Origin of the sequence: Flavobacterium sp. Root935 (genome assembly GCF_001429295.1) — a bacterium.
Taxonomy (GTDB): Bacteria; Bacteroidota; Bacteroidia; order Flavobacteriales; family Flavobacteriaceae; genus Flavobacterium.
Window position 1 is genome coordinate 1,322,339 of sequence record NZ_LMJL01000012.1, and the last position, 23,422, is coordinate 1,345,760.

At 35.4% G+C, this 23,422-nt stretch carries 15 protein-coding genes; 9 read left to right on the forward strand and 6 right to left on the reverse strand.

Annotated features, from left to right (window positions below; translation table 11 throughout):
* Positions 1 to 131: 131 nt before the first annotated feature.
* Together ASE40_RS20450 and ASE40_RS20455 are read right to left on the reverse strand one after the other, a co-directional pair.
* Complete coding sequence (locus ASE40_RS20450; protein ID WP_057119284.1) at positions 132 to 2,066, reverse strand: amino acid permease; 1,935 nt, start codon at positions 2,064 to 2,066, stop codon at positions 132 to 134.
* A 215-nt stretch (positions 2,067 to 2,281) separates the two neighbouring features.
* The gene (locus tag ASE40_RS20455; RefSeq protein WP_057119286.1) at positions 2,282 to 2,713 is read right to left on the reverse strand and encodes a hypothetical protein; all 432 of its coding nucleotides are present in this window, start codon (positions 2,711 to 2,713) and stop codon (positions 2,282 to 2,284) included.
* A 104-nt stretch (positions 2,714 to 2,817) separates the two neighbouring features.
* Here ASE40_RS20455 and ASE40_RS20460 point away from each other — a divergent pair, with 104 nt between their 5' ends.
* A complete protein-coding gene (locus ASE40_RS20460; protein ID WP_057119288.1) occupies positions 2,818 to 3,978 on the forward strand; it encodes a Gfo/Idh/MocA family protein in 1,161 nt (386 codons plus the stop codon).
* Positions 3,979 to 4,243: 265 nt separating this feature from the next.
* Here the strand turns inward: ASE40_RS20460 and ASE40_RS20465 are convergent, their stop codons facing one another.
* Positions 4,244 to 7,150 carry an FAD-binding and (Fe-S)-binding domain-containing protein gene (locus tag ASE40_RS20465; protein ID WP_057119290.1) on the reverse strand — a complete coding sequence of 969 codons (2,907 nt, stop codon included), beginning with the start codon at positions 7,148 to 7,150 and terminating at the stop codon, positions 4,244 to 4,246.
* A 205-nt stretch (positions 7,151 to 7,355) separates the two neighbouring features.
* Here ASE40_RS20465 and ASE40_RS20470 point away from each other — a divergent pair, with 205 nt between their 5' ends.
* Positions 7,356 to 8,168 carry a mechanosensitive ion channel family protein gene (locus tag ASE40_RS20470; protein WP_057119292.1) on the forward strand — a complete coding sequence of 271 codons (813 nt, stop codon included), beginning with the start codon at positions 7,356 to 7,358 and terminating at the stop codon, positions 8,166 to 8,168.
* Positions 8,169 to 8,328: 160 nt separating this feature from the next.
* On the opposite strand, the gene ASE40_RS20475 is transcribed toward ASE40_RS20470, so the two are convergent.
* From ASE40_RS20475 to ASE40_RS20485, 3 genes are all read right to left on the reverse strand, one after another.
* Complete coding sequence (locus tag ASE40_RS20475; RefSeq protein ID WP_057119295.1) at positions 8,329 to 9,285, reverse strand: DUF3137 domain-containing protein; 957 nt, start codon at positions 9,283 to 9,285, stop codon at positions 8,329 to 8,331.
* Positions 9,285 to 9,839, reverse strand: coding sequence for a LemA family protein (locus ASE40_RS20480; RefSeq protein WP_057119298.1), 555 nt, complete (start codon positions 9,837 to 9,839; stop codon positions 9,285 to 9,287). Before ASE40_RS20480 ends, ASE40_RS20475 begins: the two co-directional genes overlap by 1 nt.
* Positions 9,840 to 9,960: 121 nt before the next feature.
* The gene (locus tag ASE40_RS20485) at positions 9,961 to 10,710 is read right to left on the reverse strand and encodes a DeoR/GlpR family DNA-binding transcription regulator (RefSeq protein WP_057119300.1); all 750 of its coding nucleotides are present in this window, start codon (positions 10,708 to 10,710) and stop codon (positions 9,961 to 9,963) included.
* 211 nt (positions 10,711 to 10,921) lie between these two features.
* Here ASE40_RS20485 and ASE40_RS20490 point away from each other — a divergent pair, with 211 nt between their 5' ends.
* From ASE40_RS20490 to ASE40_RS20520, 7 genes are all read left to right on the forward strand, one after another.
* Positions 10,922 to 14,002, forward strand: a complete 3,081-nt coding sequence (locus ASE40_RS20490) for a SusC/RagA family TonB-linked outer membrane protein (RefSeq protein ID WP_057119303.1) — start codon at positions 10,922 to 10,924, stop codon at positions 14,000 to 14,002.
* A gap of 10 nt (positions 14,003 to 14,012) precedes the next feature.
* Positions 14,013 to 15,626 carry a SusD/RagB family nutrient-binding outer membrane lipoprotein gene (locus ASE40_RS20495; RefSeq protein ID WP_057119305.1) on the forward strand — a complete coding sequence of 538 codons (1,614 nt, stop codon included), beginning with the start codon at positions 14,013 to 14,015 and terminating at the stop codon, positions 15,624 to 15,626.
* 23 nt (positions 15,627 to 15,649) lie between these two features.
* A complete protein-coding gene (locus tag ASE40_RS20500) occupies positions 15,650 to 16,552 on the forward strand; it encodes a DUF4397 domain-containing protein (protein ID WP_057119307.1) in 903 nt (300 codons plus the stop codon).
* A 109-nt stretch (positions 16,553 to 16,661) separates the two neighbouring features.
* Positions 16,662 to 17,858 carry an exo-beta-N-acetylmuramidase NamZ domain-containing protein gene (locus ASE40_RS20505; RefSeq protein ID WP_057119308.1) on the forward strand — a complete coding sequence of 399 codons (1,197 nt, stop codon included), beginning with the start codon at positions 16,662 to 16,664 and terminating at the stop codon, positions 17,856 to 17,858.
* 132 nt (positions 17,859 to 17,990) lie between these two features.
* On the forward strand, positions 17,991 to 18,812 hold the full coding sequence (murQ, locus tag ASE40_RS20510; protein ID WP_057119877.1) for an N-acetylmuramic acid 6-phosphate etherase: 822 nt from the start codon (positions 17,991 to 17,993) through the stop codon (positions 18,810 to 18,812).
* Positions 18,813 to 18,836: 24 nt separating this feature from the next.
* On the forward strand, positions 18,837 to 20,342 hold the full coding sequence (locus ASE40_RS20515) for a sodium:solute symporter (RefSeq protein ID WP_057119309.1): 1,506 nt from the start codon (positions 18,837 to 18,839) through the stop codon (positions 20,340 to 20,342).
* 18 nt (positions 20,343 to 20,360) lie between these two features.
* Positions 20,361 to 23,360 carry a glycoside hydrolase family 3 N-terminal domain-containing protein gene (locus ASE40_RS20520; protein WP_057119310.1) on the forward strand — a complete coding sequence of 1,000 codons (3,000 nt, stop codon included), beginning with the start codon at positions 20,361 to 20,363 and terminating at the stop codon, positions 23,358 to 23,360.
* The last annotated feature ends 62 nt before the right edge of the window (positions 23,361 to 23,422 follow it).

A 23,422-nucleotide genomic window follows, 5' to 3' on the forward strand; every position in this document is an offset into this window, starting at 1 on the left:
TGTTGTAGAAATCTATAAAAAAATCTGCTAGACCTGCACAATCTGCGCGAGAAAATTTGAGTGAATTTTATATGAAAAAAGCCGTTCTGAAATTATTCTCAGAACGGCTTTTCACATATAACCTTTTACTTCTAACTCACAACTTGAGTATTTAGTTTACTATTTTTTCTACTATAAGTAAAGTAAATCAATAATCCGATTAGTAACCAGATGGTGAAGTAAATCCAGTTCCAAACGCTTAATTCGGCCATCATATATAGACAGCAGATTAATCCTAAAAGCGGAATTAAAGATAGATTTTTTCTGAATGCCCAAACGGCTAATCCAACTAAAACAAATAAGAAAATCCACATTGGAATTTTGTGCTTGAACAAACTGAATCCTGATTCGTATTTTAAAGAATCGTTAATTGGTAATCCTTTTACAACCTCAGCATATTTTGCGTCGTCGTCCTGGTATTGACTTAGCAAATGCTCTAAATCTGATGTTTCTGCAGTTTTATTATGAACGTCAATGCTTTCCAAGTAATTGAAAACTTTTGCCGATTCTTCTTTATCTAAAGAGGTAATAATTGTTGTCGCATCATTCGTTTGCGCCTCATTATTTATAAAAGCCATTGTAGCTTTATTGTTGAACGTAAAAGCATAATACAATCCTGCAATCATTAAAACTGGTAAAATATATTTTGAATTTACATAAGGCGTTTTAAATTTTCCTCTCGGAATTTCAGGTTTGTTTTGCAACACTAAAACTCCAGCGCAAACCAAAACAAAAGCAAACAAAGTTCCGATACTGCATAAATCAGTAACCATTGTAAGGTTTAAAAATAAAGCTGGAACTGCTACCACAAAACCTGTTACGATTGTAGCAAAAGATGGTGTTTTATATTTTGGGTGAACGGTAGAAAATTTCTTTGGCAATAATCCATCACGGCTCATGCTCATCCAGATACGCGGCTGTCCCATTTGAAAAACCAATAAAACGCTTGCCATGGCTACTACAGCACTTACAGCAATAATTCCCGACATCCATTTTAGGTCTAATTTATCGAAAACAAATGCAAGAGGATCTCCAACATTTAGTTCGTGGTATTTTACCATTCCCGTTAAAACTAAGGCAATAGCGATATATAAAATCGTACAAATGATAATTGCCCACATCATACCTCGTGGTAAATCACGCTGCGGATTTTTACATTCTTCGGCAGTTGTCGAAATCGCATCAAAACCAATATAAGCAAAGAAAACAGCAGAAACTCCTTTTAAAACTCCTCCTACTCCATTTGGAGCAAACGGATCCCAGTTTGCTGTATCTACGTAAAATACACCCACAGCAATTACTAGAAGAACTACACAAAGTTTAACAACAACCATTAAATTACTGGCGTTACGAGATTCTTTCATTCCTCTGTAAACTAAGGCAGTAATCAAAATAATGATAAATAATGCTGGTAGATCAGTAACAAAATGGAAAGATCCTATTGTTGGCGCTGTTGTCCAAGCTGTATGGGCCTGCTGTAAAGCTGTACTTAAATTTTCGAATGATTTTCCGCCTCGCATTAAAGCTTCAGCATCTTTAAATCCGTTTGATGCCGTTAAATAATCCATCTGAATCCATTGCGGAAGATGTATACCGCCGCTCTGGAGCAGTCCCGTAAAATAATCACTCCATGATATGGCAACGGTTATATTTCCGACGGCATATTCCATAATCAAAGCCCAGCCGATTATCCAGGCGATTAATTCTCCAAAAGCAACATACGAATAGGTATAAGCACTTCCTGAAACCGGCACCATCGAAGCAAATTCCGCGTAAGCAAAAGCAGCAAAACTACAAGCTAAAGCTGTAAATAGAAACAAGAAAATAACAGCTGGTCCGCCGTCTGCACTGGCTTTTCCGATAGTACTAAAAATCCCTGCCCCAACAATAGCCGCAATTCCGAATGCAGTCAAATCTTTGGTCGTCAAATGTTTTCCTAATGCATTATGACCATCTGATTCATTCTGAGCAACTTGCTTCAGAATATCCTGTACTGTTTTCTTTCGGAATAAACTTGAAAATGCCATATATGTTTTGCTATTATAAAATTAATTTACTTGGGACTTTATGGTTTTATTTTGCAAATAATGCAAAAATTATCCTGATTTCAAATATATAAAACGATTTTGTTTTACTTGGAATTATTTTTTGCCACTAAGGAACTAGGACACGAAGTTTTTTTGCTAAATAATTTCTCAATTATCCCGAATTTATTTTTTGAATGAATTTATTATATCAGTTCTTATTTATAGCAAAACAAAATAAGTTCATCATTTTGATCTGTCATTTCGAATACTCCAATTTTATTTATAATTTCTTTGATTTCAATCAAGTCTTGTTCTTGATATGAATTTTCATTTTGAAATTTTGCAGGGAATTTTAGAAATTCTATTTCTTTATAAAGTAGCCAACCTCCAAATGAATTTACACCTTCAAATCCAATATTCCAATAATCAAACTCATATTGTAAATTTTCTGAAATGAAAATTAGCCCAATTTTCTCCTCTAGCACTTTTTTGATCTCAACTCTCTTAATCAATTCAGCATTTTCAACAAAAGTATCAATTAGTTTTACCCATTTTTTATTAGACATATAACCTGATGAAAACTTTTGCTTAATAGTCTGATCAAGTTTTTGATCTATTTCTTCTATTGATGGTTGATATTTTTTCATCGTTAATTAATTATTTCATTTGAGTAATTATAATAAACACAAATGTAACATTTATCAAAAACAGCTTACTAATAAATTGCTATTTAACTTAAAAGATAAATTATATGGAAAAAATTTCAAGAAGATCGTTTGTGAATAAATTTGGAATTGGCGTTGGCGCGTCTGTTGTGATGACAGCTCTTCCTTCTTTTTTATCTGCACCTGACACTAACAAAACGCCTTACACTGGAAAGAAATTAAATATCGCGCTTTGCGGCTTGGGAAATTACGCTTCACTTCTGGCGGAAGGTCTTCAAGTTTCTGAATACTGCCAGCTTGCGGGAATCGTGACAGGAACACCTGCTAAAGCCGAAAATTGGAAAAAGAAATATAATATTCCCGAGAAGAACATTTACAATTATGAGAATTTCGATTCCATCGTAAAAAACAAAGATATTGATTTAGTTTATGTCGTAACTGCCAATTCACTGCACAAAGAACTTACCATTCGGGCAGCAAAAGCTGGAAAACATGTTATTGTTGAAAAACCGATGGCGATTACTATTGAAGACTGCGAAGAAATGATTAAAACCTGTAACGAAAACAATGTACAACTCGCAATGGGTTATCGTCTGCATTATGAACCTAATCATCTGGAAGTAAAGCGACTTGGACAGGAAAAAGTTTTGGGTCAGGTTCGTTTTATTGAAGCCTCTCTTGGCTACAGCACGTATGATTTTCGTGATATTAATTCACCCGTAGATTTAAATGCCCGTAACCAATGGAGATTGAATAAAAAACTAGCTGGAGGCGGTACTTTAATCAATTTAGGCGTTTATTGTATTCAGGTTTCGCGTTATGTTTTAGGTGAAGAACCAATTGCTGTAACGGCACAATTTGGAACTGTAAACAATAAAAATATGTTTGCTCAGGTGGAAGAAAATATTACTTGGCAAATGGAATTTCCAAGTGGTGCTGTGGCTAATTGCAGCAGTTCATATGGTTTTGGCATTGATAGATTTTTTGCTTCCGCAGATGAAGGTACATTTGAAATGAGTCCTGCTGTTAGTTATGGCCCATTTGTAGGTAAAAGATCTGATGGAAAAGCATTTAATTTTCCTGTGATAAACCAACAGCAAACCCAAATGGATGAAATTTGCAAAGTGATTTTAGCAAACAAAAAACTCCCAAATCATATTACTGGAGAAGAAGGCATGAAAGACATGAAAATTATTAATGCCATTTATAAAGCAGCTGAAACTGGTAAAAAAGTTAGTTTGAAATAGTTTTTTTGCCACAGATTAAAAGAATTAAAATGATTTTAAAATACTCTTTTAAATAAAACTTATAACCAAAGTTTGTCATTTCGATCCCGAGGCTTCGGGGGAGAAATCTCTGCGAGAAGCTCTACAAAGATTGGATTTTCGTTGCGGAGTTACTTGTGAAGATTTCTCTCCCGAAGCCTAGGGATCGAAATGACATAAAATGAGAAATAATCATTTAATCTGTGCCAAAAAAATTCGGGCTATTCGTGTAATTCGTGGCAAACTTTTATTTTAAGCAACTTCTCAAAATCGAAACAGGATGCTGCGCTTCACGTTTTGTTCCATCATAAATTTGATGACGACAGCTCGTTCCCGCAGCGGCAATTTTTACGTTTGCAGCAGTATTTCTAACTTTTGGGAAAAGTGTATCCTCTCCCATTTGCATACTTACTTTGTAATGTTCTTTTTCATATCCAAAAGAACCTGCCATTCCGCAGCAGCCTGAATTATAAATCGTAACAGTATTATTTTTAGGAAGATTCAGCATCGCGAAAGTTGCTTCAACAGAACTCAACGATTTTTGATGGCAATGTCCGTGAATTTTGATTTCTTTAGTTTCTTCAGAAAATGAATCAGGAGTTATTTTCCCGTCGATGATTTCTTTTTTGAAGAATTCTTCAATAGTGAATGCGTTTTGGGAAATTCTCTCTGCATTTTCTTTGTCCGATGCCAATCGCAGATATTCATCTCTAAAAGTTAAAATTGCCGAAGGTTCGATCCCGATTAACGGCGCATTACTTGAAATTAAATCTTTGAAGATATTGATATTGATATCGGTGATTTTTTTGGCTTCTTCCAAAAATCCTTTCGATAAATACGTTCTGCCGCTTTCTTCGTGATCTACGATTAAAACCTGATATCCTAACTTCGTTAATAATTCAAAAGCGTCAATCCCGATATTTACATCGTAATAATTGGTAAATTCATCCACAAACAAATACAATTGTCCGTTTGGAAAATCGATATTTTTGGGTTTGTTATTTTCATACCATTTTCTGAAAGTCTTTTTCGCCAAAAGCGGAACTTGTCTTTCTGGCGCAATTCCCATTGATTTTTTAACTAGCGACTGATTCGAAATAAAATTAGTAATCGATGGAAACAAACTTCCCATTTTGTTCAATTTTGCGTTATTGGCAAAAATTTTACTTCGGGTCGAAAATCCGTTTGCTTTTTGATATTGGTATAAAAATTCGGCTTTTAGCGTTGCGACATCCACGTTACTCGGACATTCGCTGGCACAGGCTTTACAGCTCACACACAACTCAAAAACTTCGTATAATTCTTTCTGGTCAAATTTGTTTTCTTTTTCAGAATATGTCAAATATTCTCTTAAAGCATTTGCTCTGGCGCGCGTCGTTTCTTTTTCATTTCTGGTCGCGCGATAACTCGGACACATCGCTCCTCCTGCCGATGGCATTTTCCTGCAATCGCCGGAACCGTTACATTTTTCGGCTGCACGAAGAATTCCTAAACTGTCTGAGAAATCTTGAAACGTCTTAATATCTGGCTCTACTCTTCCTGAAATTACACGATGATTTTCGTCCATTTTCAAGGCGTTGACAATCTTCCCAATATTAAAAACCGAATTCGGGTCAAATGCCAATTTGATTCTTTTCAGCAATTCGTAGTTTTTCTCGCCAATCATAAACGGAATAAACTCCCCTCGCACAATTCCGTCACCATGTTCACCGCTCAATGAACCTCTATGTTTTTTTACCAAATGCGCCACATCGGTTGCAATGGTTCTGAATAATTTTAAATCTTCCGTTTTTTTCAAATTCAAAACCGGACGCAAATGCAGTTCGCCTGCACCCGCATGCGCGTAATAAATCGCTTCTTGTCCGTGGCTCAGCATCATTGCCGAAAACTCCGCAATATACGCTGGTAAATCACTTAATTCAACGGCTGTATCTTCAATAGAATCGGCTGCTTTATTGTCACCAACAATACTTCCCAAAAGTCCAAGACCCGCTTTTCTCAGTTCGTTTGCTTTATCAATATCTGGACCGTAAATCTTTACGCGGGCGTAACCAAAATTATGTTTTTCTAAATCGGCTATTAAATCATTAGCCTGTCTTTCGGCATCTTCTAGAGAATGAGAAGCCACTTCAAACAACATGATAGCTTTTGGTTCACCTACCAAAAAGAAACGATTTTTTATATGTTCGCGATTGGTTTTTGTACAATCCAAAATGGTATCGTCGATCATTTCACAAGTGTACAAATGATGTTTCATTGCCACCACCACAGATTCTAAAGATTCCTGAATCGTATGGTAATGTCCAACCACCATAATATTGTGTACAGGCGGTAAATCGTCAGCTTTTAAAGTGATTTCGGTTGTAAAGGCCAGAGTTCCTTCGCTTCCGCAGAGTAATTTTCCAACGTTAATTGTGGGTTCTGTTCCGCCAAATAAATCTGATCTTAGCAGAATATCAACAGCGTAACCCGTATTTCTTCTGTGAATTTCTGGTTTCGGAAACTCTTTTATAATTTCTTCTTGATTTTCTTTTACCGAAAGTTCAGCGTAAAGGCGCTTATAGATTTTATTTTCTAAAGAATCTCCTCTGGTTTTCTCCATAAATTCCGCCGAAGTCAGTTCTCCAAAAGCTACTTCAGAACCGTCGCTCAAAATTGCTTTAACCTCAACAATCTTATCGCGCGTCACACCGTAACGAATCGAAGTTGTTCCAGATGAATTATTTCCAACCATTCCGCCAATCATAGCGCGGTTTGAGGTTGATGTAATTGGTGCGAAAAATACACCGTATGGTTTTAGGAATAAATTCAGTTCATCGCGAATAACACCGGGTTGTACCGTTACGGTTTTCTTTTCGGCATTATATGAAATGATTTTGGTGAAATTTTTCGAAACATCCACCACAAGTCCGTCTCCTACTGCTTGTCCAGCTAGTGAAGTTCCTGCAGTTCTTGGCGTAATCGAAATATTATGTTGTGCTGCGAAGCGAATTAATTTGCTGATATCTTCTACCGTCTTAGGCACAGCCACTGCATTTGGCCGAATCCGATACACTGATGCATCTGTAGAATAAAGTGTTTTATGAAGATCATCGTATAAAAGTTTGCCTTCGAGAGTATCGGCTAATTGCTCTAAATGAGATTGGGTCAACATGTAAGTGGTGCTTTTTGATAAAATAGTTCTGAAAAAACTCAGACAGCAAATATAAAAATATAGCAGATTAAATTGATATAATTTGTGATTTTATCTGATTCCTCCATTAGATTTTATAAAATTCTAAGAGAATCCTGTAAAGTGTTCCACTTTCTAAATCTCTACTTTTAGAATTTAACTTTTTTATGCCAATTACTTATTTATTATGGAAGACTTTCTGCAAGACGTTGTCAAACATTTAGAAGGATATTATTATAGTATTGTCGATCTTACGCCAAAATTTATTTTGGCAGTTCTGGTCATTTTGGTTTCATGGTTTATTGCAAGCCGTGTCGGAATTTTTGCAGGCAACCGACTAAAAGTCAGAATGCACGATCGTCTTCTGGCAACTTTTATCGCTCGTTTAATTAAGTCTGTTCTTATTATTATCGGAATTCTTATTATGTTCCGAATTATTGGCCTTGACGGAATCGCTCAAAGTATGCTTGCCGGTGCCGGAATCTCTGCTTTTGTAATTGGTTTTGCGCTTAAGGATATTGGCGAAAATTTCCTTGCCGGAATTCTGCTGGCTTTCAAAAGACCTTTTAACATTGGAGATATTATTGAAAGTAACGGCGTGAAAGGCGAAGTCATTAACCTCAACCTGCGCGATACCGAAGTAAAAAGCGATTCTAAAATTATTTATATTCCAAACGCACTTTTAATAAAAAATACACTTATCAACTACAACAGCGAAGGTTTCCTTCTTCAGACGTTCACCGTTGGACTCGAATATGGTTCTGATTATACCCGCGCAATCGAACTAGTTAAAGAAGTTCTCGGAAACAGTGAAGACGTTACCGAAAAAGACCACGAAAACGCAGCCGTAATTACTGATGTTGCCGGTGCGGGTGTCATTCAACTCAATATCCGCTATTGGGTAAAAACGGCATCAACAACTGAAAATTCAGAATGCCGTTCTAAAATTATTGCTGCTGTTTTGAAGAAGTTAAAAGAAAATGAGTTTGTTTTGAAGTAATGGGACAAAGGTCCAAAGTGGCAAAGGTTCAGAGGTTTTTTCCAAACACAATTGTCACCCTGAGCGTAGTCGAAGGCTTATGACAATTTAAACTTCTTTTTGGAATTTGGGATTTAAAAAATTGGAATTTAAATAAAAAGATATCTTCGCAATAAGATTCTTACCCCTTCCCCCAAATCCTAGTATTCAAATCCAATTCATGAACAATATCCTGCATAAACTGAACTATCGAAAGATCATCAGTAAGTAAATTAGGAACTAATAGCGAAGAATGGATAGGCGCTTCAAAGTAGTTATGAGACAGCGGAAAAGCAATATACATTTTAGAATCTATAAATGAGAGCGAAATAGTATCCTCTGATTTTTTGTTTAATTCTAAAATTCTTTCCATCATAGCTGGAGTTAAAATATATCTCGCCTCAATTTGATTTCTAGAATAGGTAACAAAAATCTCATCAAAAATGGTATTTTCTAAATGCACCAACTCACTGTTTCCAAAGCTAAAAACGTTTTTAGAAAACCACGCACCAATAGCATCTCCAACACCTTTTGGCCGCACGACAGTCGACACTTCAAAGTTTTTATTGAAATCGGCTACGAAAATAATTCCTTTAAAAATTGTATGCCAAGTTGTTTTCGTTCCGTTTTTGGTGTGGGTTTCGGTTTTATATTCAGCGTGAACTTCGGCAAACCAAAAAGCAGTTTTATCGGCAGTTCCGCTTATTAAATCTTGGGTCTTATAACGATCTGGTTCGGTTGTAAAAAGTTCAGAGCTTATAAACTCATATTCGGGAAGTCCGCTTTGAGGCGTAATCGAAAAAGTTTCATTAATCTCTTTTAATGCTGATGAAACAACATTGGTTTTATAAACAAATTTGTATTTTTTGACTTCATCTTGTATTTGAAAATACATTACAACACCAATAACCAAAGGAACTAAAGCTCCAAAAAAGGCTAACATTGGAAACCTAATTAATAAACCAATAGCTAAAATTAATGCCGCAAGACCAAACAAGATATAGCAGGTTCTATAGGTTTCTGCTATTTTTTTTCGGTCTATTTCTAATGTATTTAAAACCTCCTGTAAAGCTTTATAAGTAGTATTTTCTGAATCCATTAATTATTAAAAAGCTCCTTTGCACTAATGTTTTTACGCTCTTCTGCTGGTGTTTCCAAAACATCAATTTTAGTATAATTAAGCATTCCCGCAAACATATTGCCTGGGAACATCATAATAGCATTATTGTAACTAGTAACCGAAGCATTATAAGTTCTTCTCGCAGCTGCGATTTGTTCTTCACTTTCTGTCCAAGTCGATTGTAAATTCAGGAAATTAGTATTGGCTTTTAAGTCTGGGTAGTTTTCAACGGTAACCATTAAACCTTTTACAGCTGTACTTAATTCCGTATCTAAACTTGCTTTTTCGGTTTCTGTAAGTGAACCTGAACCTGCTTTTGCGCGAAGTTCTACGATTTTAGTTAATGTACTTTGTTCGTAATTGGTGTATTGTTTAACCACCTCAACAAGATTGGGAATCAAATCAAAACGTTTTTTCAACATGACGTCAATTGCCGAAAAAGCATTCGTAACCTGATTTCTTCTTTCAATAAGAGAATTATAAATAAAAACGCCAACTGCTAAAAAAACAACAAGGATTATAACTATAATCATAACTTAAAAAATTTAATTGGTTTGAAAGCAAATATATAGAAAAGCAAATAAGTTTTATACTTTATTTGTAGGATATACCACATTTTTTTAAAACCGCATAAAAATGCATTTTTAAATAATTCTACAATACTTTAATTCCGGAATCTACAAAATTCTTTATTTTCGGACTTGCAACATTTAGGTCTGTTACAACGGCGTAAAGTTTATCAAGATCACAAACTTTATGTGGCATTTTGCTGTTCATTTTTTCAGAGGTAAAAAGCGCAATTACCTTGTCTGATGCCCTAATCATCTCTTTTTTAATAACCGAAACTTCATAACCAATTTCGGTAAGTCCTTGATTTACATCGATACTGCTGACACCCATAAAACAAATGTCGGCTTTAATTTTGGAAAGCACCTGAACCACATCAATACCAACGGTTACCATTGCCTGCTTTTGCAATTTCCCGCCAATAAAAATCAATTCGATATTCGGGTGCTGCGATAACTGCATCGCAATTGGAAGACTGTAGGTATAAATCGTAGCGGTAAAATTTAGTGGAATAAGTTTGCAGAGAGTCAAATTTGTTGTTCCTCCGCTCATAATAATCACTTGACCTTCATTCAAAAAAGAAAGCGCTTTTTTAGCCACGCTTATTTTCTTATCTTCATTAATAATAGTAATGTCGAAAACATTTTTATGATTGTTTTTGGCTAAAAATGCGCCTCCATACACCTTATTTATTAAGCCTTTATCATTTAACTCAATAAAATCCCTGCGAATAGTATCCTCAGAAATATTCAATTCTAAAGCTAAGTCGATCGTATTTATTTTTTCGACTTGCTGAAATTTATTCATTATGAATTGATGTCTTTCCTTTTTGAGCATAAGATCTTCTTTTTTACAAATTTAGAAAAACATCGCAGTTTTGAAAATCCTCAAAATAAAACTTTTTACGATTTCCATAATTCCAATTAATTCAAAGCTATTTATGCGTTTTTATGCATTATTGAATAGAATTAATAAAAATACGACATAAAGTTGCAATTTTTTAAAAATATTTTATACATTTCGCATCTCTAACCATAAATTAACCCTTATGAAAAAAAAGCATTTAATTCTTTTACTTTTCATTTTTGGAATACTAACCAGTTATTCGCAAAACAATCTAGTAAAAGGTGTCGTTACAGATGGCAGCGGTAACACATTGCCAGGCGCAAACATTCTAGTACAGGGAACCAAAGATCAAACTTCGACTGGAGTTGATGGAACCTTTTCGATCAAAGCAAACCAAGGAGCAGTACTTCTTGTTTCTTACATTGGTTTTAATACCAAGGAAGTTATTGTAAATGGCAGCAATCTTAAAATTGTTATTTCAGAAAGTGCTCAAACGCTGAACAATGTAACTATTGTGGGTTCTATGGGTATTGTTAGAAACAAATCGTCTTTAGGATATGCGGTTCAGGAAGTAAAAGGAAAAGAAATCGCAGACACTCAGCGCCCAAACTTTGCTACGGCTTTGCAAGGTCGTGTTGCGGGTCTTACCGTAACGAGTACTTCTGGAGCACCGGGAGCCTCTGCTGCGATTCAGTTAAGAGGTGTAAATTCGCTTAGCGGGAGCAACTCTCCTTTATATGTAGTTGACGGATTACCAGTGAGTAACGAAACAATGGACCAAGGTGTAACAATTTCTAATGCTCCAAACAGAACGCAGGATTACACCAACAGAGGTGCGGATATTAACCCAGACGATATTGAATCTGTGGTTATCTTAAAAGGACCTGAGGCGGCAGCGCTTTACGGAATGCAGGCTGGAAATGGTGCGATCGTTATTACGACTAAAAAAGGTAAAAAAGGAGTTGGAAGACTAACCTACTCTACGAACACAAGATTTGATAATTTATATCGTTTCCCAGAAATTCAAAAAGTATATCAAAGAGGTTCTGATGGTGTAAACAATCCAGATTACAGAAGACAATTTGGAACGGCTTACGAACCAGGAACTAAATTTTATAATAATGTTGAAAATTTCTTTAAAACTGGAGTTTCAACCAATCATAATTTGTCATTTGAGGCGGGTACAGAAACTACTTCTTACCGTTTGTCTATTGCCAACTTAGATCAGGAAGGTGTTGTGCCAAATACAGGATACAGCCGTTTAACTGCTAATTTGAATGCTTCTGCAAAATTATCTTCAAAATTAAGATCAGAAGCTAGTTTTAATTTTACAAAATCAGACAATCAAAAAGCAGCAAAGGGAGCTGGATCTGCCATACAGATTCCAGGAGTAACAAATGCAGGTTATCTGCTTTCATTATTAACTTGGCCGGCAAATGATGATGCAAGTGTTTATCTAAATCCTGACGGAACGAGAAGAAAAATCACCAGCGGTGCTTTGGATAACGAAACCGATAATCCGTATTGGGAGGTAAACAAAAACTTATCGGAGGATTTCAATAATCGTTTTATTACGAATGTTGGATTAATCTATGATCCGACTTCTTGGCTTAACTTAACGGGCCGTGTGGGCTGGGATGTGAATTCCGCTCAAGGTTACAGGGCCATTCATCCAGAATCTGCTGCAGGTATTGCTTCTGGTGGTTATATAGAATCTTACTATTCAAATACGAGTAATTTAAACACGACTTTATTAGTTACAGCTAAAAAATCTTTCGGAAAATTCAATACCAAACTGATGGTGGGTAATTCGGTTAACGATAATGATTATAAAATTTTATCTACAACAGGAAGCAAATTTTTCGATCCTAACTTCTACTCTATCAACAATACAGATGCTACAACGCAAAGATCACAAGAGAGAATTATCCAAAGCAGAATCATTGGTTTCTTTTCTGAGCTGAGTTTAGATTACGATAAAATTGTTTATCTGACTTTGACTGGACGTGAAGACTGGACTTCTGTATTACCTGATCCATTTTTCTATCCTTCTGTTTCAACGAGTTTTGTTTTCACAAACTTAAACGGATTGAAAGACAAAGAAATACTTTCTTACGGAAAATTAAGAGCTTCGTATGCGGAAGCTGCTAATATTCCTTCTCCTTATTCTGCAGAACCGGTTTTCACGCCGCAATTGACTACAGACGGAGGTTATGCATATGGAGTTACAGGTGCGAATCCGAATTTGAAACCTGAATTTCGTAAATCTTTTGAGTTCGGTACAGAATTAAAATTCTTTAAAAACCGCGTTGGATTAGACGTTGCTGTTTACAGTACTAAAACGATCGATCCAATTTTGAAAAATATGCGTTTAAGCTACGGAACTGGATTCGTAGTAACTTCTGCAAACTTTGGAGATTTACAAAACCAAGGTTTAGAGATTACTTTAAGCGGAAGTCCAATTCAAAAAGATAATTTTTCTTGGAATGTAAGTGCGAACTTCAGCAAAACGCGTTCAGAATTATTAAATCTTCCTTCTGTAGTTTCTGAATATTATGTTTCAGATACTTGGCTTTACGGAAATGTTCGCGGCGGGGTAACAGTTGGAAATCCGTTAACAACTTTAACTGGAAATGATTATTTAAGAAATAATGCCGGAGAACCTTTAATTGATCCAAATACTGGTTTCCCTTTAAAAGATCCAAACTTTAAAATTGTTGGAGACAGAAATCCAGATTTTATGCTTGGTTTACAAAATACATTTACCTACAAAAACCTTAGTTTATCATTCTTGTTAGACATTAGAAAAGGCGGCGATATTTACAATGCAACGGAGTTTTATTTATACCAAAACGGATTGTCTACGAAAACTTTAGATCGCGATCAAACCCGAATTGTAAAAGGTGTGCTAAGAGATGGCTTAGAAAATTCAGCTACTCCAACACAAAATAATATTCCGGTAAGACCAAGTGTTCAAAACGAATATTATAGAACTGGAGCTATCGATGCCGATTTTATTGAAAAAGACATTAATTGGCTGCGAATGAGAGATATCACTTTAAGCTATCAAATGCCTTCAGAAATCTTGAAAAAAACATTCATCAACAATCTTTCGCTTTATTTAACAATGACCGATGTTTTCATCATCACTAATTACACTGGAGCAGATCCTTCTGTTAACGGAACTAATGCTTCGACTGGAGGTGCTGGAGGAACAGGTTTTGACTTTGGGGTAGTTTCTACGCCAAGAGGTGTAAACTTAGGATTGAAAATCGGACTTTAATTAATTGACCATGAAAAATATAAAAACATATATAGCCGCATTAGGTCTTGTAACCACAATGATTTCTTGCAATGATTTAGAGGATATAAACGTGAATCCTAGTTTTCCTGTTGATGTTTCTGCTCCAGCTTTACTACCGCCAATCGAACAACAAATGGCTGTTGGACTGCAATTTGACAACCGTTGTCTAGGACGATACATTCAAAATTTCAGTATTGCTACGGTTGGTGCAGTAGGAAGCGAATGGGATCGTTTTGGATATCAGGCAAACAGCGATACAGGCGGTGAAATCTGGAAAATGGCGTATTTTGCTATTGGTTTAAACTTAACCAAATTACAAGAAAAGGCCGTTGCAGAGCAGCGTCATGATATTACTGGAATTTCAAAAGTTATCAGAGCTTGGTCTTGGCAGGTTGCAACAGATTATCATTCAGAATTAATTGATTTTGATCAGGTTTTCACTTCACGTCTTTCTTTTGACTATGTTTCTCAGGATAAAGTTTATGCTGAAGTTGTTCGTTTATTAAACGAAGGTTTAGTCGATTTAGATCGTACAGATGGAAATGTTTCGCAGACTTACACGGCTTCAGGCGACAAAATGTACGGCGGCGACCGCTCTAAATGGGTGAAATTTGCGTACGGAGTTTTGGCTAGAAACCTAAATAATCAAATTAATAAAGCTTCTTACAATCCAGATAAAGTTATCGAATACTGCGATAAATCATTGGCTTCAAACGCAGACAATGCTTTAATTCGATACAACGGAACAGTAGCTGCAGACATCAATTTTTACGGTCCTGGAAGAAATAATTTCAACACCTACCGTCAAACTGATTTTGCAGTACGAACAATGGACGGAACTCTTTTTGGAAACGTAAAAGATCCTAGAATTTCTAGAGTTTTAGCGCCATCTGTAGGTCTTTCTGAAACTGCCCCGGCTTCTGCTGCAAATCCAGATCCGAGCAAGTATACTTTTAATGGAAATCCACTGAATACTACGGCTTCAACTGTTGCAACAAACGTAAGCAGAATCCCAAATATTTACGGAACCTATGCTGCAGGAACTATTACAACTCCAGGTAGATATCTTTTTAGAGATAAAGCGAATTTTCCTTTGATGACGTATTCTGAAATTCAATTTATTAAAGCAGAAGCTGCATTTATTAAAGGAGACAAAGCGATGGCTTTAGATGCTTACAGAAAAGCAATTGACGCCAATATTGATTTTGTAAATGCAAATACGGTTGTAAGCACAACTTTCCCTATTACCTCAACAATTACAGCTGCAGAGAAAACAGCATTTTTAACGAATGTCAATATTGTTCCAGCGGCTGCAGACTTAACTATCAGCCAGATTATGCTTCAAAAATATGTAGCTTTATTTGGTTATGGAATGTTAGAAACTTGGACAGATTTACGTAAATATCACTATAATACTGACATTTACAAATCAATGAATTTAACACCAAACGGAGGAATATTTGTTGACAACAATGGAAAATTACCATACAGAGTTCGTCCGAGATTCAACTCAGAATATGTTTGGAATTTTGATGCTTTAAAAGCGATCGGAGCCGATAAAGTAGATTATCACACACAAGAAATGTGGTTTTCTCAACCGTAATTTTAAACTAAAAATAGAATCAGATGAAAAATATATTTAACCATTTTAAAAAGTTAATCATTCCCGTTTTTGGAGTACTTGCGTTTACATCCTGCGGTGACGAGAACGATCAAACTCCTTATCAAACTAAGGATGGAATAGCAAATGCTTCTAACGTAAAATTTGTTCATGCGGCTGTAGGTCCAAACGGAACTAATTTTCAAATCAATTACTTTACAGGAGCAGAAAAAATCTCTGCTGTCGGCGTTTCAACTGGAGTTCCAATTGGCATGAGTTATGGTGCGCAGTATCCAGTTCCCATCAATTATGTTTTGATGAAACCTGGAACACAGCCTTTGAGTATTGTAACTCCTGCAACTCCAGCAGTTACTATTTATGACGGAAATATTGTTACCGAAACAGGAAAATATTATACTAGTTTCCTGCTGTCAACTCCGCCTTCTGTTACGCCTCCAGTGTATTCTCTTTATCAGTTAAATGACGATTTATCGGTAGCAGATTTAGACCCAACTAAGGCTTACATTCGTTTTATAAATGTCATCAGCAATTCTGCTCCAGCAGGCTATGATTTAGGATTACTAAAAGAAACTTCAATCTCTGGCGCAACGCCTGTGACTACAAAAGAAGTTTACACTTATAGAAATGTGACTTTTAAAGGCGGTGACGAAAAATACATCCCGATTGAGCCTCAAGATCCAAAAGATACCAGAGGATATCAATTGCAGGTTCGTGTGGCTGGTTCTCCAACAAATGTTCCAGGAACAACTACAGGAACAACAATTGCCAATCTTGCCAACTCACCGGCAAGTACCGCTTTTATTCCTAGAGCAGGACGAGTGTATACGATTTATTGCAGAGGAATTATCGGTGGACTGCCAACGGCAACATCAAATGCTCCGTCTGTTACTTTTATAACAAATAAATAAGCTAAAAAATCGAACTACTTTCTGATTAAAGTGGTTCGATTTAATTACCCAATTTAGTTTTTTGTCCTTTATTAAACGTAATTTTAATTGTAATTTAAACTTTTGTCTTATGTTTCAATCCTTTAAAAAAATCACTTTTATTTTATTTTTAATCATTTCAAATGCATCGAATGCCAATTCATCAACCGAAATAATTGAAAATAAAATCAATGATAGCAGTAATGAAATTAAAACAGGAGCTGATAATTTCGAGAAATATATTCCTTTACTAAAAGATAAAAAAGTTGGGATTGTAACCAATCAAACTGGAATTTTATCCAATAAAAAACATTTGGTTGATTTTTTATTAGAGAAAAAAATAAACATCCAAACCATCTTTGCACCAGAACATGGCTTTAGAGGAACTGCCGATGCAGGCGAACATGTTGTTGACGGAAAAGATGCCAAAACTGGACTTTCTATTGTTTCACTTTATGGAGAAAACAGAAAACCTAAAAAAGAACAATTAGCTGGAATTGATGTTTTAGTTTTTGACTTACAAGATGTTGGAGCTAGATTTTACACCTACATTTCTTCACTTCATTATGTAATGGAAGCCTGCGCAGAAAACAATATTCCGTTAATTATTTTAGATCGTCCAAACCCAAACGGAAGCATTGTTGACGGACCTATTTTGGAAAAAGAATTTACCAGTTTTGTGGGTATGCACGCAATTCCAATTTTACACGGAATGACAATTGGTGAATATGGCCAAATGATTAATGGCGAAAAATGGCTCAAAAATGGCGTACAATGCAAACTAACTGTAATTTCGTGCACCAATTACAAAAGAGACATGCCGTACAGTCTACCTGTAAAACCTTCACCAAATCTTCCAAACGATCAGGCAATAAATTTATATGCCAGTTTATGTTTGTTTGAAGGAACCAATGTGAGCCTCGGGCGAGGAACAGAAAAGCAATTCCAGATTTATGGTTCTCCTTATTTAACCAAAACGAATTTTAAATTTACGCCAAAACCAAATTTTGGAGCCAAAGATCCTGTTTATAACGGAAAAGAATGTTATGGCGAAGATCTTTCTAAAGCACCAAAAGTGAATCAATTAGAATTAAAATGGCTTCTAAAAGCATATCAAAACACCACTGATAAATCGAAATTTTTTATTCCGTTTTTTACCAAATTGGCCGGCACAAAAAAACTGCAGCAGCAAATCGAAGCTGGAGTTTCTGAAAAAGATATTCGAGACAGCTGGAAAAAATGTTTAGAAGATTTTAAAACGATGAGAAAAGCTTATCTGCTTTATTAAAAAAAAACATTTTTACATCCCTAAATTTCCCCAAATCAAACTATTTTTTAATAAAATAGAGACTACTAATGCAAAATATTGAAGCTTGAAATTAGAAAAAAGAAGGGCTTCAAAATCAAAAAAAAAAGAAAAATGAAAAATAAAAATCCTGAAACTGAACAAGAATCTTTATACAAAGATTTGGATCAAATGAGCGTGAAAGAACTTTTGACGAACATTAATACAGAAGACAAAAAAGTACCGCATATCATTGAAGGACAAATTCCTAAAATTGAAAAACTGGTTAAAGCAATCGTAAAAAAAATGCAGCTTGGCGGACGATTATTTTATATCGGTGCTGGAACTTCTGGCCGTATCGGAATTTTAGATGCATCGGAATGTCCGCCAACATTTGGTGTTCCACACGATATGATTATCGGAATTATTGCGGGCGGCGATACTGCGATTAGAAAAGCGGTAGAAAATGCCGAAGATGATACCGAACAAGCGTGGAAAGATTTAGCTAAATTTGAGATTTCAAGTCTGGATTTTATTATCGGAATTGCGGCTTCTGGAAATACGCCTTATGTTCTGGGTGCTTTGAAAAAGGCTAAAGAACATAATATCAAAACTGGAAGTATTTCCTGCATCAGCAATGGACTTATTGCCCAAGAAGCAGATCATCCAATTGAATTAATTGTGGGACCTGAATTTTTAACTGGAAGTACAAGAATGAAAGCAGGAACAGCACAAAAACTGACGCTGAATATGATCTCGACTTCGGTTATGATTAAGCTTGGAAAAGTAAAAGGCAACAAAATGGTTGACATGCAGTTATCGAATGAAAAACTGGTTAAACGAGGCATCAAAATGATTATGGAAGAACTGGAAATTGAATATGATTTAGCCGAAGAATTACTGCATAAACATAAAAGTGTACGCGCTGTGCTGCTGGATCATAACAGCAAAAAATAATATAATTTCTAAATCCAAAACCAAATGTCTTCTACCACCATTCTCATTTTCATCTTTGTTTACTTTGGTCTTTTGCTTTTTATTTCAAACATAATCAGTAAGAAAGGACAAGACAATGATTCTTTTTTCAAAGCAAATAAAAATTCTAAATGGTATTTAGTTGCTTTTGGTATGATTGGAACTGCGCTTTCGGGCGTAACGTTTATTTCTGTACCTGGCGAAGTAGGTTCACCAAACGGAGAACAGTTCAAATATTTCCAGTTTGTTTTAGGAAATGCGATTGGGTTTGTCATCATTGCAAAAGTCCTGCTGCCGCTCTATTACAGAATGAATCTGACTTCGATTTACAGTTATATCGAGCAAAGAATGGGAGTCCGAAGTTATAAAACTGCAGCTTCTATATTTTTAGTCAGCAGAACAATTAGTTCCGCTTTTAGATTGTATTTGGTTGTTATTGTTTTACAGCGATATGTTTTTAATGATTTTAATATTCCGTTTCCGGTTACCGTGCTTTTAGCGCTGGCACTTATATTTTTATATACGTTTAGAAGCGGTTTAAAAACCATTATTATTACCGATACTTTACAGACGTTTTTTTTAGTTAGTTCCGTGTTTATAACCATTTATTTTGTTTGTGACAGTCTTAACCTGACTGTTCTTGAGTCTGTTTCAACCATTCAAAAAAGCAATTATTCAAAGATTTTTTTCTTTGATGATTTCTTTACGAGCAAATATCACTTTGTAAAACAAATTTTAGGAGGAATGTTTGTTACGATCGCAATGGTTGGACTGGATCAGGATTTAATGCAAAAAAACCTGAGCTGTAAAAACATCGGCGAAGCGCAAAAAAACATGTTCACTTTTACAGGAATTTTCGTTTTAATCAATATTATATTTTTGAGTTTAGGCGCATTACTTTATATCTATGCCGATAAAAATGGCGTTGCGATTCCGCTAGATTTAGCAACAGGAAAACCAAGAACCGATTTACTTTTTCCAGAAATTGCCTTAAATCATTTGTCAATTGTTCCAGCGTTTGTTTTCCTGTTAGGAATTATCGCCGCGACTTTTGCTACAACCGATTCTGCGTTAACGGCACTTACAACTTCTTTTTGTGTGGACTTTCTCGGAATGGATAAATCTGAAAATTTAGGAAATAACAAAAATGTAAAAACAAGACATTGGGTACATTTCGGATTTTCCATATTACTTTTTCTCGTAATTATTGTGCTGAATTCCTTTAACGATGCCTCTGTTGTGGCTTTGATTTTCCGAGCCGCATCTTACACTTACGGCCCGTTATTAGGATTATATGCTTTTGGATTATTACAAAAATCAAGATTAGTAAACGACAAATTGATCCCGATAATCTGTATTATTTCGCCGATACTGACATATTTTTTAAGCGAAAATTCGGCTCAATTATTCGGTTATACATTTGATAATGAATTAATCATAATCAACGGCTTATTCACTTATATCGGAATTTATTTTACCAGTAAACGCACCTCAGAAAGAATCTCTTTTTAATTGCCCAAAAACTATTTCATGAAAAATGCTATTATCAAAATAGGCTTGTTTACAATAATGCTTTTTTTTATCATCAATTGTGGTGTTTCTAAAAAAAGTAAAACTGCGGTTGAAACAAATAAGCCTGTTTCTACCGAAAATAAAGAAGTTTATATACCCAAAACTCAAGCCGAGAAAAAACATTTCCTTCAAGATTCTGATGCCGAAAATCGCTGGACAGACAGCATTTACAGCAAAATGACTTTGGACGAAAAATTAGGGCAGTTGTTTTTTGTTTCGGCTTATTCCAATAAAGATTCTGTTCACGTAAATAAAATAAAAGATTTAGTTGCCAATTATAAAGTCGGCGGTCTTATTTTCTTTCAAGGCGGACCAGTTCGTCAGGCTAAATTGACTAACGAATATCAGGCGAAAGCCAAAATTCCCTTATTTATTGGACTTGATGCCGAATGGGGATTAAGCATGCGTTTAGATTCGACTTACGCTTATCCTTGGAACATGACTTTGGGCGCCATTCAGGATTTGGATTTAATCGAAAAAGTCGGCCGAAATATGGGAATCGAATGCAAAAGAATGGGAATTCATTTCAATTTTGCTCCTGTTTTAGACATCAATACCAATCCGTTAAATCCTATTATCGGAAATCGTTCTTTCGGCGAAAGCAAAACAAACGTTGCCAACCGCGCGACTGCACTAATGAAAGGTATTCAAAGTCAAGGTGTTTTGTGCACAGGAAAACATTTTCCGGGTCATGGCGACACGGCTGTCGATTCTCATAAAGCACTTCCAACAGTTTCTTTTACCAAAGAACATATGGATGAAGTCGAATTATATCCTTACAAACAGCTTTTTGATGAAGGTCTGGCTTCGGTTATGGTCGCGCATCTTAATATTCCGAGTTTAGAACCGAAAGAAAATATTCCTTCCTCTGCTTCTTATAATGTGGTTACAGACCTGCTTCAAAAACAATTAGGCTTTGAAGGTCTGATTTTTACGGATGGTTTAGGTATGAAAGGCGCGAGTAATTTTAAAGGTGTCGGTGATCTGGAATTGGCCGTTTTAGAAGCTGGAAATGATATTTTCCTTTGTCCTGATGATGTTCCAGCGGCTTTAGAAAAATTAAAAACTTTTTTTTCTGAAGGAAAAATAACAGAGGAGCGTCTGGCGCATTCGGTAAAAAAAATACTGCATTATAAATTCAAAGCTGGTTTAAATAAATACAAACCAATTGATTTGAATAATCTGCAAAAAGATTTGAACAGCCCTGATAAAGACGCACTTCAATATACTTTGTATGAAAATGCCGTTACGATTTTAAAAAATGAAAAAGAGATTCTTCCAATTAAAGATCTGGAACAAAAAATCGCTTACGTAAAATTGGGAGAAGATTTAAACAGCGATTTTATTACGGCTTTAAAAAAGTATACCAATATTACAGAGGTTTCCAATACCGATATTGATGCTTTAAACGAAGAGTTAAAAAAATACGATTTGGTAATTGTGAGTTATCACAAAGTGAATAAAGCTTGGGAAAAACAAGATTTCAGTTCAAACGAGTTGTTTTTTCTAAACAAAATCGCCGAAAACAATAAAGTTATTCTCGACATTTTTGCAAAACCTTACACATTACTTCCAATCCAGAATTTTGATGATATGGAAGGATTGGTGGTTTCGTATCAAAATTCAAACATTTCTCAAATTGTTTCTGCTGAAATTTTGTTTGGAGCGAAAGAAGCAAAAGGAAAACTGCCAGTTTCTATAAACGAAAATTTCAAAGTTAATGCTGGAATTAATACGGAGAAAATAGATCGTTTAGGTTTTGATACGCCAGAAAATCTCGGAATGAGTTCTGTCATTCTTTCTAAAATTGATGCCATTGCCCAAAAAGCAATTGATGGCAAAATGGCGCCGGGAATGCAGGTTTTAGTGGCCAGAAAAGGAAATGTTGTTTTCCAGAAATCGTACGGATATCATACATATAATAAAGACGTAAAAGTTTCAAATACCGATTTGTATGATGTTGCTTCGATTTCAAAAATGATTTCGACACTGCCAAATGTGATGCAGTTGTATGATAAAAACAAAGTTACCTTAGAAACAAAATTAGGTACAATGCTGCCTTTGTTTGCAAAATCAAACAAACAAGATATTTCGTTTAAAGATCTTTTAAATCATTATGCAGGACTTATTGCCTGGAGTCCGTTTTACAAATCGACAATTGATGCGAAAGGTTATCCTTTGGAGAAATATTACAGAAAAATTCCAGAGAAAAATTTCACGACCAAAGTAGCCGACAGTCTTTTCATTCGAAATGATTACCACGACACAATCATGAAATTTATTGCCGACTCTCCTATTTCGCTTAAAAAAGAATACAAATACAGCGATTTTACTTTTATCATTTTAAAAGAATATCTAGAAAGAGTAACGCATCAAAAATTGGAAGATTTAAGCCAAAAGAACTTTTTCAATTCTATCGGAATGAATTATACAACATACAATCCGTTGCTTCGATTTGATAAAAATGAAATTGCTCCAACCGAAATTGATACGTATTTCAGACATCAGCTTATTCAGGGTTATGTGCATGATATGGCGGCTGCAATGGAAGGCGGTGTTGCTGGTCACGCAGGAGTTTTTTCGAATGCAATGGACGTGGCTAAAATGATGCAGCTTTTTCTCCAAAAAGGAAGTTACGGCGGCGAACGTTATTTTTCTGAGGCAACATTTGATACTTTTAATACTTGTTTTTACTGTGCACAAGGCGTAGAAAGAGGTTTAGGTTTTGATAAAAGATTAGGAAAAGACGGCCCGACTTGTCAATGCGCTTCTGCTTCAAGTTTTGGACACACGGGTTTTACAGGAAATATGGCTTGGGTTGATCCAGAAAATGAAACGGTTTATGTGTTTTTATCAAACAGGACTTATCCCGAAATTGGCGAAGAAGGAAATAAATTAGCCAAAGAAAAAATTCGTGAAGATATTCAGAAAATAATTTATGAATCTATACTAAAATAACTTAGATTTTATTAAACACATAGAGCCGTGTGCTTTATTTTGAGTGAAAGGACTTTTTATAA

Bases quoted from the DNA above. Each gene is read 5' to 3' on its own strand.
- ASE40_RS20450 (WP_057119284.1), bottom strand. From the start codon at position 2,066: ATGGCATTTTCAAGTTTATTCCGAAAGAAAACAGTACAGGATATTCTG.
- ASE40_RS20455 (WP_057119286.1), bottom strand. From the start codon at position 2,713: ATGAAAAAATATCAACCATCAATAGAAGAAATAGATCAAAAACTTGAT.
- ASE40_RS20460 (WP_057119288.1), top strand. From the start codon at position 2,818: ATGGAAAAAATTTCAAGAAGATCGTTTGTGAATAAATTTGGAATTGGC.
- ASE40_RS20465 (WP_057119290.1), bottom strand. From the start codon at position 7,150: ATGTTGACCCAATCTCATTTAGAGCAATTAGCCGATACTCTCGAAGGC.
- ASE40_RS20470 (WP_057119292.1), top strand. From the start codon at position 7,356: ATGGAAGACTTTCTGCAAGACGTTGTCAAACATTTAGAAGGATATTAT.
- ASE40_RS20475 (WP_057119295.1), bottom strand. From the start codon at position 9,285: ATGGATTCAGAAAATACTACTTATAAAGCTTTACAGGAGGTTTTAAAT.
- ASE40_RS20480 (WP_057119298.1), bottom strand. From the start codon at position 9,839: ATGATTATAGTTATAATCCTTGTTGTTTTTTTAGCAGTTGGCGTTTTT.
- ASE40_RS20485 (WP_057119300.1), bottom strand. From the start codon at position 10,710: ATGCTCAAAAAGGAAAGACATCAATTCATAATGAATAAATTTCAGCAA.
- ASE40_RS20490 (WP_057119303.1), top strand. From the start codon at position 10,922: ATGAAAAAAAAGCATTTAATTCTTTTACTTTTCATTTTTGGAATACTA.
- ASE40_RS20495 (WP_057119305.1), top strand. From the start codon at position 14,013: ATGAAAAATATAAAAACATATATAGCCGCATTAGGTCTTGTAACCACA.
- ASE40_RS20500 (WP_057119307.1), top strand. From the start codon at position 15,650: ATGAAAAATATATTTAACCATTTTAAAAAGTTAATCATTCCCGTTTTT.
- ASE40_RS20505 (WP_057119308.1), top strand. From the start codon at position 16,662: ATGTTTCAATCCTTTAAAAAAATCACTTTTATTTTATTTTTAATCATT.
- murQ (WP_057119877.1), top strand. From the start codon at position 17,991: ATGAAAAATAAAAATCCTGAAACTGAACAAGAATCTTTATACAAAGAT.
- ASE40_RS20515 (WP_057119309.1), top strand. From the start codon at position 18,837: ATGTCTTCTACCACCATTCTCATTTTCATCTTTGTTTACTTTGGTCTT.
- ASE40_RS20520 (WP_057119310.1), top strand. From the start codon at position 20,361: ATGAAAAATGCTATTATCAAAATAGGCTTGTTTACAATAATGCTTTTT.